We start from the raw sequence: 15,815 nt of genomic DNA on the forward strand, positions 1-15,815 counted from the left end.
AGCTAGTGTAGCGTACATTTGTTTTAGTTTGCGGTTTTCATCCTCTAAAGCTTTTAATCGCTTAAGCTCTTTGGAATTCATACCTGCATAACGTTCGCGCCACTTGTAAAAAGCGGAGGAACTAACACCGTGTTCTCGTGTAATGTCTGATACGGATTTACCTAAATCAAACTCTTTTAAAATCTTTGAAATCTGGGTCGGACTAAATTTACTTTTTCTCATAATTACTGCTTAAAGATAAAACTATTTTTACACTTTTAAACAGTTCGGTTATAAGGGAAGCTTACACCATTACTTCGTTCCACGTAATGACTGGTAATTCACAAAAAAAGCGAACCTTAAATAAGATTCGCTTTTAAATATTAAAATAATATCTTTCTATAATTTGGGAATAATCAATTCTTGGTCTGGGTGAATTAAATCTGGATTTTTTAAAATATCAGAATTCGCTTTAAAAATATCTTGATATTTTGATGCTTTACCGTAATACTGGATAGCAATTTTACCTAAAGTTTCACCGCTTTTTACAGTATGTCTAGCATAAACACTATCATCAGCAACAGTTATATTTGCCATAATATCTGATGGATTATCACCACCTATTTCTTTTATTTTATCCCAAAGAATATCCTTTTCATAAGGCGTGTTAGCAGTACCCTTTATTTTAAGAATACCATTTTCTTCTGTTACATTTCCGTTTTGAATATTCAATGCTTCACCTAAGCTTAACACCTCTTGATACTTTGCTTTAACCATGATTTTGTAAGTTTTTAAAGTAATTATTTGTAGTTACAATATAGTAAAATATTCTAATGTTTATTCAAATTATCAATTAATATATTGCTCTAAATCGTTAAACGTAATTCGTGGCAAACATCAAGTCTATTTTATTTTCTCATTTTTAGGTAATTATGTCAATATTGTGTATTTTTGCACTCCTTTTAGCGAATCGTCGGGAAAATAAAAGGAATGAAACCAAAAAATAATATAACACTTCTGTGTGTTATTCGCTTAAAACTTCCGTAGCACAACAGAATACAAATCGTAATGTCATTGCATCTTGTAAAGACATTGCCAATTATCTTAAATGGCTGAAAAAGCAAAACAAGCTGAAGTTGAAGCAACAGATGCTCCAGCAGTAGAACAAGAAGCTCCAGTAGTATCTGAAGCAAAAGCAAATCCTGAAAAATTCTTAAAAGATTTCAACTGGCACAATTACCAAGAAGGAATTGATGAAGTTGATGATCAACAATTACAAGAATTTGAGAAATTAGTAGCAGAAAATTTCGTTGACACTTTAGATGACGAGGTTGTTGAAGGTACAGTAGTTCACATTTCTGATAGAGATGCGATTATTGACATCAACGCAAAATCTGAGGGTGTTATTTCTTTAAATGAATTTCGTTACAACCCAGATTTAAAAGTAGGAGACAAAGTAGAAGTACTAATTGATGTTCGTGAAGATGCAACAGGACAATTAGTATTATCTCACAGAAAAGCTCGTGTTATTCAAGCTTGGGATCGTGTTAATAAAGCACATGAAACTGGTGAAATCGTTAATGGTTTTGTTAAATGTAGAACTAAAGGCGGTATGATTGTAGATGTTTTCGGAATTGAAGCATTCTTACCAGGGTCTCAAATTGATGTTAAGCCAATTAGAGATTACGACCAGTACGTGAATAAAACTATGGAATTTAAAGTTGTGAAAATCAACCATGAATTCAAAAACGTAGTAGTTTCTCATAAAGCACTTATTGAAGCTGATATTGAAGAACAAAAGAAAGAAATTATTGGTCAATTAGAAAAAGGTCAAGTATTAGAAGGTGTTGTTAAAAACATTACTTCTTATGGTGTATTTATCGATCTTGGAGGCGTTGACGGATTAGTTCACATTACAGATTTATCTTGGTCTAGAATCAACCATCCAAATGAGATTGTTGAGTTAGATCAAAAATTAAATGTTGTAATCCTTGATTTTGATGAAAACAAATCAAGAATCCAATTAGGTCTTAAACAATTATCTAAGCACCCATGGGAAGCGCTTGCAGAAGAGGTTAAAGTTGGTGATAAAGTAAAAGGTAAAGTAGTTGTAATCGCTGATTACGGCGCATTTATTGAAGTTGCTGATGGTGTTGAAGGATTAATTCACGTTTCTGAAATGTCTTGGTCTACACATTTACGTTCTGCTCAAGATTTTGTTACTGTTGGTGATGAAGTTGATGCAGTTATCTTAACTCTAGACAGAGAAGATCGTAAAATGTCTCTTGGTATTAAGCAATTAACGCCAGATCCATGGACTGATATCACATCTAAATACCCATTAGCTTCTAAGCATACAGGTATTGTACGTAACTTTACAAACTTTGGTGTTTTTGTTGAATTAGAAGAAGGTATTGATGGATTAATTTACATCTCTGATTTATCTTGGACTAAGAAAATCAAGCACCCATCTGAGTTCTGTGCAGTAGGTGATAAGTTAGATGTTATTGTACTTGAATTAGACGTTGAAGGACGTAAATTAAGTTTAGGTCATAAACAAACAACTGATAATCCTTGGGATAAATACGAAACTGAATTCGCTTTAGATACCGTTCATAAAGCTGCTATTACTGAAATAGTTGATAAAGGTGCTACTATTGATTTTAACGAAGATATCGTTGCTTTTGTACCTTCTCGTCATCTTGAAAAAGAAGATGGAAAGAAACTAGCTAAAGGTGAAGAAGCAGAATTCAAAATCATTGAGTTTAACAAAGAGTTTAAAAGAGTAGTTGCTTCGCATACTGCAATTTTTAAAGCTGAAGAAATGGCTAACGTAAAAGCTGCTGTTAAAAAGCAAGCTTCTCAAGCTGCCGAAGCAAAACCAACTTTAGGTGATGCTAATGATGCTTTACAAGCGCTTAAAGATAAAATGGACGGGAAAACTACTAAAGCAAAGAAAAAGTAGTATTCAAATTTCATTTAAGAATATGAAAGAAAGCCTCACAGACATGTGGGGCTTTTTTATTACTATTGGTTTTATTAATATGAAATACTAAAATAATAACCTAAACTATTGCTATGAATAAAGCGTGAAGGTATAGTAAAGTAAAAAAGCCTACATAGAGGTATTAATCAAGCTTATATAGCGCTTTGTTAAAATCATGTAAATATATTAGCCTAACCCTTTTTGTCGCATCCAAATAAAGATTATTATAAATGGTTTTAACTTCTAAATTTTTGCCTTACCTTTGAACTCCAAATACGTTTGGATAGTATATGAGTCAAAAAGTTTTACTTAACGCAAAAGAGGTAAACATCATTCTTCACCGATTGGCTTGTCAACTTATTGAAAATCACAACGATTTTTCTAATACGGTACTTATTGGTTTACAGCCTCGTGGCGTGTTTTTAGCCGATAGAATTGCTAAAATTCTTAAAGAAGATTATAAAGTTGAAAATATTAAATTAGGATATTTAGACATTACTTTTTATCGTGATGATTTTAGAAGAAGTGAAAAACCTTTAGAAGCAAACTTAACCAAAATAGATTTTATAGTTGAAGAAAAAAACATTGTTTTTATTGATGATGTACTTTACAGTGGAAGGAGTATTAGAGCTGCATTAACAGCGATACAGTCTTTTGGAAGGCCTAATGAAATTGAATTGCTAACGTTGATAGATAGACGTTTTAGTAGGCATTTACCAATACAACCGGATTATAGAGGGCGACAGGTTGATGTTATTAATAGTGAAAAAGTAAAAGTAAATTGGAAGGAGCATGATAATGAGGACTCGGTTTACTTAATTGAAAAGTGATAAATAAATAACTAACTAAAGTTAGAGTTTAAGATGCATATGAGTAACTTATAACTTTTAACTTATAATTTTTAATTTTGACAATGAGCGAATTAAGTGTCAATCACTTATTAGGAATTAAATATCTTCAGGAAAAAGATATCCAACTTATTTTTGAAACTGCCGATCATTTTAAAGAAGTGATTAACAGACCTATTAAAAAAGTGCCTTCGCTAAGAGATATAACTATTGCCAATTTATTTTTCGAGAATTCTACCAGAACAAAATTATCTTTTGAGCTTGCTGAAAAACGATTATCTGCTGATGTGCTTAACTTTTCATCTTCACAATCTTCAGTTAAAAAAGGAGAAACTCTAATTGATACCGTAAATAATATTTTATCTATGAAAGTAGATATGGTTGTGATGCGGCATCCAAATCCTGGAGCGGGAGTATTTCTATCTAAACATGTTAAAGCTAGCATAATTAATGCTGGAGATGGTGCCCATGAACACCCAACTCAAGCCTTATTAGATTCCTATTCTATTAGAGAAAAGCTTGGCGATGTTAGAGGAAAAAAAGTGGTTATTGTTGGTGATATACTACATAGTAGAGTAGCGCTTTCAAATATATTTGCACTGCAATTACAAGGTGCTCAAGTCATGGTTTGCGGACCTAAAACTCTAATTCCTAAGTATATAAACGAACTTGGAGTAAAAGTAGAAACAAATTTACGTAAAGCATTGAATTGGTGTGATGTAGCAAATATGCTTCGAGTGCAAAACGAGCGTATGGATATTAGTTATTTCCCATCTACTAGAGAATACACACAACAGTTTGGAGTGAATAGAGATTTACTCGATTCTTTAGATAAGGAGATAACCATTATGCACCCCGGACCAATAAATAGAGGTGTAGAAATTACAAGTGATGTTGCAGATTCAAAACAATCTATTATATTAGACCAAGTGCAAAATGGTGTTGCAGTAAGAATGGCCGTTATTTATTTACTAGCATCGAAAATAAAACAATAGATTATGATTTTTGATCAAATAGAAAATACTACTATAATCACACAAGAAAAAGTTTCGGTTATAGAATTAGTTGAAAAATTACAGGCTTTATATCCTAAATATAAGAGCAATAATATTATAGTTGCGCTAACAAGTTTAGACACTTTAACTACAACTGAAATTGCAGAATTTTTGCAATTATCAAAAAAACACAAAACTGCAAAACACTCTTTTGTAATTGTTACAAATAAAATTGATTTAGATGTTGTTCCAGACCAACTAGATGTTGTTCCTACCATTCAAGAGGCTCATGATATTATAGAAATGGAAGTAATGGTACGCGATTTAGGTTTTTAAAATGAGTGAACTACATCTAGCAGAAGTAAATATTGCAAAACGGTTGGCACCAATGGACGACCCAATTATGCAAGATTTTGTAAATAATGTAGATAATATGAACGCGATTGCAGATGCTGCGGAGGGTTTTATTTGGAGATTACAAGATGAAGATAAAGATGAAGCAATACATGTTTTTCAAGATGATTCTCTGATCGTTAATATGTCTGTTTGGGAAAGTTTAGAATGTCTTTTTAATTACACATACAATTCTGGACATATTGAAGTTTTTAAGCGAAAAAAAGAATGGTTTAGTAAAATGAAAATGATGCACATGGCGTTTTGGTATGTTCCTGAAGGTTACGAACCAACATTTCAAGAAGCTAAAGACCGATTAGATTATTTAAATACTTATGGTGATACGCCTTACGCATTTTCATTTAAAAATAAATTTACAGTTCAAGACGCACAAAACTATAAACAACTAAAATAATATATGCAACTTACAATTTTAGGCTGTTACAGTGCGACTCCACGTACACTAAATAATACCACATCACAAGTTTTAGAAATTAACAACCATATGTTTTTAATTGATTGTGGCGAAGGTACACAAGTGCAATTACGCAAACATAAAATTAAGTTTAATAGGATAAAACACATTTTTATATCGCATTTACATGGCGATCATTTTTTTGGTTTAGTGGGTTTAATATCTACATTTAGATTATTAACTAGAGAAGCAGATTTGCATATCTACGGACCAAAAGGGATTAAAGAAATAGTAACACTTCAAATGAAATTAGCCGATTCTTGGACAAACTATAATCTATATTTCCATGAGTTGACTTCAAAAAAATCAGAATTAATTTTTGAAGACGAAAAGGTGGAAGTGCATACCATTCCTTTAAATCATAGAATTTATACGAACGGGTATTTATTCAAAGAAAAAGAAGGTTTACGCAAACTAAAAATACATGCTGTTGAAGATGCAAATATTAACATAGCATATTATAGAAAACTAGCGCAAGGATTTGATGTTGAAAATGAAGACGGTATAGTTATAAAAAATGAAAGTGTAACTAAATCTGGAGCTAAACCAAAAAGTTACGCGTTTTGTAGTGATACCATGTATAAAGAAGATATTATTCCTTTAATAAAAAACGCAGATGTGCTATACCATGAGTCTACGTTTTTAGAACAACACGCACATTTAGCAATAAAAACAAAGCATTCTACAGCAAAAGAAGCTGCTAGTATTGCAAAACAAGCCAATGTAGAGACATTAATACTTGGACATTATTCTACACGCTATGGCAGTATAGAAGCTTTTAAAAATGAAGCAGAAGAAGTTTTTGATAATGTTGAATTAGCCGAAGATGGTAAAACTTTTGAATTTTAGTATAACTTATTGTTTTTTGCAATATATTTTGAACCTCTCTAACCATTTATCAATATGCTCTTTAAACATACTAGGAAATTGTTTTACTATTAGCTTTAAAAAAAACCTTTAAATTCAGTATAATCAATTTCAGTTGTCTATTTAGTGTCATTTTCATTCAAATCATTAAACCTAGTTCGCATTGTATTTATCATATTCTTATGGTCATATTTAGCATAAAACTAATCAGGTAATGTATAATGTATTTTGAATTATAGTTTCAATTAATTCAAACTTCTTATAAACTAATTTAGTTTTAGCACTAGTTTCACCTTTATTACCACTTAAATGCTTCATTTTTAAAAAATATTTTTATAATTGTTTTAAAGCTTCAGCATTTTAAAAATGAGCAACTACTTCACAAATTGATATATTTATAATAATACTACAGACAAATTTCATGATATAGAGTTTGGTTTTAAGATAATAAAAAAATGTATCAAAATTATTTTAAAAAACCCGTAAATTGCAGGTATGGAAAAGGATTTAAGTAATTATAGAAAATCTTACGAAAAAGCTGAGTTGCTTTTAAATGAAGTGCCAGAAAACCCTCTAGAATTATTTCAAAGATGGTTTTATGAAGTTGATAAACATTTTGCTGAAGATGAAACTAATGCTATGACAATTTCAACAATCGGTCTAGATAGTTTTCCCAAAAATAGAGTAGTGCTCCTTAAAAAATACACTTTCGAAGGTTTTATTTTTTACACAAATTATGAGAGCGAAAAAGGCAAAGCAATTGAAGTAAACCCAAATGTTTGTTTATCTTTTTTTTGGCATGGTGCGGAAAGGCAAATTATTATAAAGGGAAAAGCTGAAAAAATTGCTGTAAATTTAAGCGATGGTTATTTTGAATCTAGACCACGAGGTAGTCAGTTAGGTGCTATAGCTTCAAATCAGAGTGAGGCTGTAAAGAACAGACAGTATTTAGAAGACAAACTTGCTGATTTAGAAAAACATTACGAAGGAAAAGAAGTTCCAAGACCTCTAAACTGGGGTGGTTATATTGTAAAACCTGTTGAAATTGAATTTTGGCAAGGTCGTCCAAATAGACTTCATGACCGAATTCGTTATAGACTTAAAGAAGACTATAATTGGCAGATTAGTAGATTATCTCCTTAAATCACTATTTTAAATAAATATTTACTTACCTATCAATTACATTTCATCGATAAAAAACATATAATATCGACAAAGAGTATGTTTTTCATCGATTTTAACATTTCATTAACATTTTTTTGAGAGGTTAGCTAGTAGATTTACAAAACCAAATCTAAAGTGCTTAACCTATGAAACCACTAACCAAACTCACGTTTTTGGCATTAATTGTCGTTTTTACATTATCTTCATGTACAACGGATAATATCGACGATAAAGTAGATGCTATGGAAATGAATCTTGTTACTCCTGTAGCTAAAACTATTGAAGTAGAAATTTTAGAATTGATAAATAACCACAGACTCTCTAAAGGCTTAAATCCTTTACAAGAATTAAATATTGTAAAATCTGTTGCATATAGCCATACTGATTATATGGTTGATAATGGCGAAGTATCTCATCACAATTTTTTTACCAGAAGTGATTATTTAAAATCGAATGCCGGAGCCAAAAAAGTTTCTGAAAATGTAGCATATGGTTATACTTCAGCAGAGTCAGTAGTAAGAGCATGGATTAGAAGTGAAGCACACAAAGAAAATTTAGAAGGCGACTTTACAAATTTTGATATATCAGCTGAAAAAAACGAAGAAGGTAGATGGTATTATACCAACATCTTTATAAAAAAATAATAGTGTTCCAACAACCTAATTATCGTCCTAAAATAGCGTTACACTCAGCACTATTTATAAATGGAACTTGAAGATTAAAATTACGAAAAGCGAATCTAGAAAGATTATAGTTTAAGCTTAAAACTATTTTATAGTTATTATTCCGTTTCGATATAGTTCCAAAGCATCATTTAACAACAATTCAATAGTTTTTATCGGAATATCTTGGTTTGGATTAACTCTAAATATTTTCATGCGTTTACGAGTACCCATTACTAATTCAGAATGGTTTAAATGTTCACCTTCAACAAAAAGAATATACGGCTTTCCTGTTTTTTTATTTACCCATAAATAGCAAAACATTTTCTTTTTATAGCAAAAACAAGGCATACCATACTTTTTAGTCTCTGTTATGTTATTATCTTGCTTTAAAATAATACCCCGCAAAGTCAACAAACAGCTTTTGTTTAGTTCATTTTTACTGATATAGAAATTTTCGTTTTTGAGCATTGAGTTTATGTAACTAAATATAATCCTATTTCAAATAAAAAACCATCAAAAGAGATTTTCTTTTGATGGTTTCATATAATAAACAGTTGTTAAATGTCATGCTAACACAGCAAATTGAAAAATTTATTTTTTAATGATTCTTTTGTTTATTATTTGATTATCTGTATTTAATTGAAGGATGTATACCCCACTTTTAAAATTTCTAAAATCAATTTTCTTGTCTTTAGTTTCTTTAACCAATTGTCCTAAACTGTTGTAAAATCTTGCAGATTTTATGTTTTCTATAGTATCAAAATACAGAAAATCTTTAACGGGGTTTGGATAAATACGTATAATACCAATTATATTTTAAAACAAGCCTTAAAAGTTTCAGTATAGAATTCTGATTTGACTATATTCATAATATTTTGATTATTGATTTCATTTTGCACAGTTATGTGCAGCCATTTCTTTAGCGCTTGGATATTTACAAAAGTCCTGTTCTTAAATCGTTCTTTTAAGTATTGCCACACTTTTTCGCATGGATTAAGTTCTGGTGTATACGGAGGTATTCTAATAAGTTTGACATTATCGGGAATCTTTATGTTTTTAGTGGCGTGAAAACCTGCATTATCAATAATGACAATTTTCAGTTCCTCTGGTTTGTACATCGAAAAAGCCTTGAGATAAGCTTCAAAGATTAGGCTATCAACACCTTCTACCTCCCAAGTGAAATGGCTTCCATCTATTGGGGAATAGCTACCGTATAAATAGGTGTTTTTAAAAGCCTGTTGATAGTTTACTATTGGTTTCACCCCTTTAGCGGTCAGTACTGTCCCTACATGGGTCATCAGGCCAAATCGGCTTTCATCTTGAAAATAGAGATTGACTGAACCATAATGTTTATTAAGACTTAATCTTAATTGCTCTAGGGTATTAGGGAGTTTTTTTGAAGACCTCTAGGGCCTGTTCGTCTTTTTTATAATGTGATTTTCTGGGATGCTTTTTCTTTGTTTTGAAATGCCGTATCAAATAACTTCGTAGTGTTTGATAATGGATGTCCTCTCCAAAGTGTTCTTTAACCCAAGATACAGCATGCCAATACCCTAAAAGAGGGTCTTGTGAATCATTCATCTTTTTAGCAAGAGCTTTGTGGAGTACCTCGCTAATTACGCCTTTATAATTACCACCACTCTTTAGTGTGGTCAAACCATCAAGGCCAGTGTCTTTATATTGCCTTATCCATCGTTTTAACGAGGAACGGTCAACACCCAAGTATTCGGCAAGGTCTGCTTGACGCTGGAACTTTCCCTGTTTTAAAAAAATTAGACTTTGAATACGCTGGCGGACCTTAAAGTTGTCCGATGATTTGAAAGCAGCCTCTAAACTGGATATACTTTCTTTGATCTTTAAATTTGATGTCATTCCCATGACTGAAATATACAAAAAATTAGGCTCGTTTTAAAATATAATTGGTATAATTTCTTGATTAAAATTATTAGTTGATAAGGTAGAGCTAGAAACGATTAAATCATTAAAGCCAACAATAAAATTAGTTGAGCCTGTTACAGCAAATGATGTTACACCTGTCCAATTCAAATTTACTGTTTCTTCACCACCTCCAACAGGTTCAACAACCTGTGAGTTACTACCTCCAGTTGGACTAAAAGTATAAGTAATTGTTGGTCCACTTAATGTCGATATTGATGTTACATCTACAGCTTCACTAAAACTAAATGTTACGCTAGATGTTGTTGTGTTACTCTCTGAACTAGTTAATACAAAACCCCCTCCAGGTCCAGCAACAACGCCTGGGTTTTCTGTGCCTGTAAAAGTAGTAGTAATACCATCAATGGTTTGAGTAACATTATTACCGTTGTCTGTAGTAGGAGCAGTAGAAGCTTCCCAATCAAATGTTGTTTGTGCTTTTAAAGTGCTTAAAATAAAAAAAGCAATTATAAATGTAATTTTATGATTCATAATTTAAATTTTAAAAATGTATGCAATTTAATGTCTCTCAAACCCTTTTATATTTAGAAGACTAAGTATGTATTAATTTATTTCTGTTTTACAATAATAAAATTGGTACGTCTGTTTGACTGATGTTGCGCTTCTGTGCATTTTGACGAACTATCGCAACCATTAGTTAATTTTTCTTCTCCATAGCCTTTATAATCTAATATTCTGGCAGGACTAACGCCTTTATTAACTAGGTATTGATAAGTAGCATTTGCTCTTTCTTGAGACAGTTTATAGTTATAATTTGCAGAACCTCTTGAATCTGAATAAGACTCAATTTTAATTATCATATAAGGATATATATTTAGCATAATATCAACCATCTTATCTAATTCTTGTATATCCTCATTTCTAATTTTAGAACTATTATAACTATAATAAATAGGGGATAGTACTATTATTTCTGAAATTTCTTTAGTTTCTTCGACTATTGCTTTTGGCTGCATCAAAAAGTCATTTTCAATGGTCTTTAAGTTTCTATCAATATGTTTTGATGTTAACGTATTTTCATAATCAACAAAGCCCTCTTTATTAGCCTTAACTAGGTAATCAGTATCTCTGTCAATATTAATAGAATAGTGTCCATTTTCATTTGTTTTAAGTGAAGCTATTTCATTATTACTTTCATCTAGTAACGTAACTGTAGCACCGCTAATAGTTGTATTATTTATACCATCATAAATAGTTCCTTTAATATATAACTGCAGAATTCTATCATATGCATAAATATCATCACTACCAACACCACCTTTTCTATTGGATGCAAAATAGCCCGATAAACCATCATCATTCATAAAAAAAGAAAAATCATCTTTGCTTGAGTTTACTGGAGTTCCTAAGTTTATAACACTAACAATAGTTTCACTTTCATTTGAAACTGTTCCGAAAACATCTAATAAGCCTAATCCTGGATGGCCATCTGAAGAAAAGAAAAGCACGCCTTCATTATTGATGAAAGGAAATTTCTCGTTTTTATTTGTATTTACAACAGATCCAATATTTTTTGGCTTTCCATAAGAACCATTATTAATATCAACATAATAAATATCTGAACCACCTTTTCCACCAGATCTATCTGAAGCAAAATATAATTTTGATTCGTCTTCATTTAAAGCAGGATGGGCGTTTGAAAAATGATTACTATTAAAAGGAAGTTCTTCAATATTTTTCCATTTCCCGTCAATTAACGAGGCTTTATATATTTTTATATTAGAAATACCTTCTCCATTTCTTCCCAAAACATTTTTTATAAAATCTGTTCTAGAAAAATACATGGTTTTACCATCTTTAGTAATGGTTAGTGGCCCATCATGATAAACTGAGTTTACTTTTCCCTTGAGTTTTGATTTACCATCTACAATACTATCATTAGCATTTTTTTCAATAGCATAAATATTAAGAAAAGGTTCTTCATCCCACCCGTTGATATGTTTTTTTAAATCACCTTTTTCTCTAGAAGATGTGAAATAAATATTTCCATTATGCTCATAGGCACCAAAATCACTAAACTTTGAATTGAATTTAATATTTTTTAAAAAGTATTGTTTTTTAGCATTAAAAATAGAATTTAAAAAATCTGAATCATTTAAATAGTTCTGTTCTTTAATTGATCCACCAGCATCTTTAAACTGTTTCATCCAAGTTCTAGATGCTTCATAATTTTTTATACCGCGTAATGCTTGCGAATAATTATAATAGTATTCTTTGGGGACATTGATTTGTTTAACAGCTTTTTCATAATACACCACGGCACTGTCTGGGTTTCTCATGTAGGCATAACTATCAGCCAATTGCCTCGTTGCATAATCTGTATTATAGCCCTCATTAAGTAACTTGTGATAAGCATTTGAAGCTTGAACGAAAGCAAAATTATTAAATAAATTGTCTGCTCGTTTTTGCATATCATTTTGTGAAAATGCACAAATAGAGGTAAACAAAAATAGGCCTATTTTTATGTGGTTTTTTAATTTCATTTGGGGTCTTGTTTAATTAAAAAATCTTATACTATATGTCTGTGTACGCCATTAAGCGTGGCGTTATCTATTCCATTTTTACTACAATAAATTGTGTGCGTCTGTTTAATTGATGCTTCGCTTCATCACAAGCAACACCATCAGCGCATTCATTTATTAACCTGCGTTCACCATATCCTTTATATTCTGAAATGTTTGATGAGTTTACTCCTTTAGATATTAAATAGTTGTACGTTGATTTAGCTCTATTATTAGATAAGATGTCATTGTATTCAAACGTACCTCGAGAATCTGTATGAGCTTCAATTCGAATAACCATTTCAGGGTAGTCATCCGTCATTAGTTTTACAATTTTGTCTAACTCAAGGGCATATTCTTTTCGAATATTATACTTTTCAAAATCAAAATAAATAGGCTTAAGTTCCGCATTTTTTACAGATGTAGAATCGTCTCCAATCAATTTATTTTCGTAATCTAAATTGTTGGTATTTAGTTCAGCCAGTTTAACAACATCTTGCACTGGGTTTAGTAATAAATTACCTGTAATAGTTATTAATTCAGTTTGTATATTTTTAGATGAAAACTCTCTATAATCTTCAATGTATTTATTTTGATTAGCAACAATTCTATAGTCCTTATTTCTATCAATATTTATTTGGTAATATCCATTTTCATCTGTTTCCATATAGGCAATTTGATTACCTTTATCATCAAAGAGAGTTATTTTAGCTCCTGGAACCGGGTTGGAATTAATAGCATCTGTAACAACGCCTTCTACATGGAGTACGGGCTCTCTGTGAAACGCATAAATATCATCACTACCACGACCACCTTGGCGGTTTGAAGCAAAATATCCAGTAATACCATCGGCATTCATTGAAAACGCAAAATCATCTTTATTTGAGTTAACAGGAACACCTAAGTTTATTACATCAACTATGGATTCGTCATCTTCGCCTTTAATAGTTGCAAAAACATCTAATAAACCTAAACCTACATGTCCATCAGAAGAGAAGAAAAGTACACCTTCATTATTTATAAAAGGGAATCCTTCAGCACTTTCTGTATTTATGATGTTTCCTAAATTTTGAACATTGTTTAATACACCATCTGCAGCAATATCTACACTCCAAATGTCTGAACCACCAAGCGTTCCTGGTCTGTCTGATGTAAAGTATAATTTAGTGTCATCAGTGTTTAAAGCGGCGTGTTGCGTTGAAAAGCCGTCACCATTTATTGATAGGTCTTCTACATTTGTCCAAAGGCTATCTTTTAATGTAGCACGATAGATTTTCATGTTAGTTAAACCTTGCTTATCTTTTATTTCAATATCATCTTTAAAATTATTTCTAGAAAAATACATAGTTTTTCCGTCTTTAGTAATGGTAACTGGTCCATCATGATAAATGGAATTCACATCACCAGGCAATTTAGCAGTATGATCTACATTTCTTTTTGATTTAGCGTCAGTTACATAAATATCTAAAAAAGGCTGTTCATTCCAGCCATATAATCTTTTAATAGCTACACCTTCATCTCTAGAAGAGGCAAAGTAAACTTTTCCATCTTGCTCGAACGCACCAAAATCACTGTATTTAGAATTAAATCGAACCCTATCTAAAAAGTATTGTTGTTTAGCACCAAAGACACTGGTTAAAAAATTGATCTCTTTAGCGAAATCGTTAGTATTTACAATACCTCCAGAATCTTTATAACGTTCAAGCCATTCTTGAGATTCATCATACTTCTTCATACCACGAAGTGATTGTGCGTACTTATAATAATACTCAATAGGAACATCTTTTTGCTTAACGGCACTTTTATAATACCTTGAAGCATTTCTTGGGTCTCTTAAAAAAGCATAACTATCGGCAAGCTTTCTTGTTGCATAGTTTCTATTATAATTGTCTTGAACAAGTTCTCGGTATAGTTTTGCTGCTTTAACAAAAGAAAATTTATTGAATAATGTATCTGCTCTTTTCTGTTTTCTTTGTTGAGAAAATGAAGAAAAACTTAGCATTACTGCCATTAAAACTAATATGTAATTTTTAGTATTCATAGAAAAATTAGTATTAGAAATATCTTGGTGATTTTAATTTAGAACTTAAGAATTTGAACTCGTACATAAGAAGTATCTCATGGGTTCCTGTTGTATAGTTTGCAATTTCAGATATTGGTTTTTCATAGGCATATCCAATTCGTAATTGTCTAGACACTTGAAAGTCTACAATACCACCTATGGCTGCAGTTTGTTCATTAATTCTGTAAGAACCTCCCACCCATAATTTTTCGTTGAATAATATATTTCCTGTTAAATCATAAGAAACAGGAGCGCCGTTTGTCGCTTTAATTAAGGCTGCTGGTTTAAATTTTATATTTTTTGTAATATCAATAACACCACCAGCTGTAAAATAGTAGCTTATACGGTCTAATGCTTCAAAATCATTCTCATTGTTAGCATCATTATTTAATATTCTTGGTGCCGATAAACTGGCATAAATTCTGTTTGTACTCCAATAAACTCCAGCCCCGATATTTGGCGCCCATCTATCTTGTGTTCCGAAAATTAAAGGGTCGTTTTGATTGTCTTCATCTAAACGAAAATCGGCATCAAAACTAAACTGAGTAAAACCACCTTTTAAACCAAAGGCTAGTTTCCCATTACTTCCAGTCGGAATACTATAAGAGAAATCTCCATATAAATATGTAAAATTTTGTGGTCCAAGATCATCTTCAATAAAAGTTAAGCCTAAACCAATTCTATCATTTCTAAGAGGGGTATGTACAGACAATGTTTGTGTAATAGGACCGCCTTTAAAACCAACCCATTGGCTTCTATGCAATGCTACAATACTTAAAGCCTCTCTACTTCCAGCATAAGCAGGATTTATTGAGATTGTGTTGTACATGTACTGTGTGAATTGGGGTAGTTGTTGTGCAATCCCAACCGTACAGCTAAACAACGCAATAGCGATTATATTAAATTTTAAAAGTTTCATAGGTT

17 protein-coding genes and 1 pseudogene are annotated in these 15,815 nt (G+C 31.3%); 8 read left to right on the forward strand and 10 right to left on the reverse strand.

Translation table 11 applies throughout. The features are described 5' to 3' along the window. Together P8K68_RS00700 and P8K68_RS00705 are read right to left on the reverse strand one after the other, a co-directional pair. A partial coding sequence (locus P8K68_RS00700; RefSeq protein WP_300247205.1) for a transposase occupies positions 1-222 on the reverse strand: 222 nt, incomplete at its 3' end. Positions 223-378: 156 nt separating this feature from the next. After that, on the reverse strand, positions 379-756 hold the full coding sequence (locus tag P8K68_RS00705) for a LysM peptidoglycan-binding domain-containing protein (RefSeq protein WP_300247207.1): 378 nt from the start codon (positions 754-756) through the stop codon (positions 379-381). A 331-nt stretch (positions 757-1,087) separates the two neighbouring features. On the opposite strand from P8K68_RS00705, the gene rpsA reads away from it, so the two are divergent. The 8 genes from rpsA (at position 1,088) to P8K68_RS00745 (ending at position 8,351) form a co-directional block, all read left to right on the forward strand. After that, entirely contained in the window at positions 1,088-2,944 is a 1,857-nt protein-coding gene (gene rpsA, locus P8K68_RS00710) for a 30S ribosomal protein S1 (RefSeq protein WP_300247209.1), read from the forward strand. Between the two features lie 311 nt (positions 2,945-3,255). After that, positions 3,256-3,795 (forward strand): bifunctional pyr operon transcriptional regulator/uracil phosphoribosyltransferase PyrR, encoded by a 540-nt coding sequence (gene pyrR, locus P8K68_RS00715; protein ID WP_300247211.1) that lies wholly within the window; start codon positions 3,256-3,258, stop codon positions 3,793-3,795. Positions 3,796-3,878: 83 nt separating this feature from the next. Continuing rightward, positions 3,879-4,808 (forward strand): aspartate carbamoyltransferase catalytic subunit, encoded by a 930-nt coding sequence (locus P8K68_RS00720; protein WP_300247213.1) that lies wholly within the window; start codon positions 3,879-3,881, stop codon positions 4,806-4,808. Positions 4,809-4,811: 3 nt separating this feature from the next. Beyond that, positions 4,812-5,144, forward strand: a complete 333-nt coding sequence (locus tag P8K68_RS00725) for a ribonuclease Z (protein WP_300247214.1) — start codon at positions 4,812-4,814, stop codon at positions 5,142-5,144. A gap of 1 nt (position 5,145) precedes the next feature. Beyond that, positions 5,146-5,616, forward strand: coding sequence for a DUF3291 domain-containing protein (locus P8K68_RS00730; protein WP_300247216.1), 471 nt, complete (start codon positions 5,146-5,148; stop codon positions 5,614-5,616). 3 nt (positions 5,617-5,619) lie between these two features. Further along, the gene (locus P8K68_RS00735) at positions 5,620-6,525 is read left to right on the forward strand and encodes a ribonuclease Z (RefSeq protein ID WP_300247218.1); all 906 of its coding nucleotides are present in this window, start codon (positions 5,620-5,622) and stop codon (positions 6,523-6,525) included. A gap of 513 nt (positions 6,526-7,038) precedes the next feature. Then, the gene (gene pdxH / locus P8K68_RS00740; RefSeq protein ID WP_300247220.1) at positions 7,039-7,686 is read left to right on the forward strand and encodes a pyridoxamine 5'-phosphate oxidase; all 648 of its coding nucleotides are present in this window, start codon (positions 7,039-7,041) and stop codon (positions 7,684-7,686) included. A 167-nt stretch (positions 7,687-7,853) separates the two neighbouring features. Next, positions 7,854-8,351, forward strand: coding sequence for a CAP domain-containing protein (locus P8K68_RS00745; RefSeq protein ID WP_300247222.1), 498 nt, complete (start codon positions 7,854-7,856; stop codon positions 8,349-8,351). Between the two features lie 123 nt (positions 8,352-8,474). Here the strand turns inward: P8K68_RS00745 and P8K68_RS00750 are convergent, their stop codons facing one another. The 8 genes and pseudogenes from P8K68_RS00750 to P8K68_RS00780 form a co-directional block, all read right to left on the reverse strand. Then, positions 8,475-8,840 (reverse strand): DUF1801 domain-containing protein, encoded by a 366-nt coding sequence (locus P8K68_RS00750; RefSeq protein WP_300247224.1) that lies wholly within the window; start codon positions 8,838-8,840, stop codon positions 8,475-8,477. Between the two features lie 123 nt (positions 8,841-8,963). Next, positions 8,964-9,185 carry a T9SS type A sorting domain-containing protein gene (locus P8K68_RS14875; RefSeq protein WP_366143717.1) on the reverse strand — a complete coding sequence of 74 codons (222 nt, stop codon included), beginning with the start codon at positions 9,183-9,185 and terminating at the stop codon, positions 8,964-8,966. Next, positions 9,182-9,712: pseudogene (locus P8K68_RS00755) on the reverse strand (IS630 family transposase); the annotation flags it as partial. The gene P8K68_RS14875 and the pseudogene P8K68_RS00755, both read right to left, overlap by 4 nt. Before the next feature lie 43 nt (positions 9,713-9,755). Beyond that, positions 9,756-10,250: a helix-turn-helix domain-containing protein gene (locus P8K68_RS00760; RefSeq protein ID WP_300247225.1), complete on the reverse strand. Its 495-nt coding sequence runs from the start codon at positions 10,248-10,250 to the stop codon at positions 9,756-9,758. Positions 10,251-10,280: 30 nt separating this feature from the next. Beyond that, on the reverse strand, positions 10,281-10,799 hold the full coding sequence (locus P8K68_RS00765; protein ID WP_300247227.1) for a hypothetical protein: 519 nt from the start codon (positions 10,797-10,799) through the stop codon (positions 10,281-10,283). Between the two features lie 77 nt (positions 10,800-10,876). Further along, complete coding sequence (locus P8K68_RS00770; protein WP_300247229.1) at positions 10,877-12,811, reverse strand: OmpA family protein; 1,935 nt, start codon at positions 12,809-12,811, stop codon at positions 10,877-10,879. Between the two features lie 67 nt (positions 12,812-12,878). Beyond that, entirely contained in the window at positions 12,879-14,870 is a 1,992-nt protein-coding gene (locus P8K68_RS00775) for an OmpA family protein (RefSeq protein WP_300247230.1), read from the reverse strand. A gap of 13 nt (positions 14,871-14,883) precedes the next feature. Further along, positions 14,884-15,810, reverse strand: coding sequence for a type IX secretion system membrane protein PorP/SprF (locus P8K68_RS00780; RefSeq protein WP_300247232.1), 927 nt, complete (start codon positions 15,808-15,810; stop codon positions 14,884-14,886). Positions 15,811-15,815: the final 5 nt, after the last annotated feature.

Source organism: Algibacter sp. (assembly GCF_029245835.1).
GTDB lineage: Bacteria > Bacteroidota > Bacteroidia > Flavobacteriales > Flavobacteriaceae > Algibacter_B.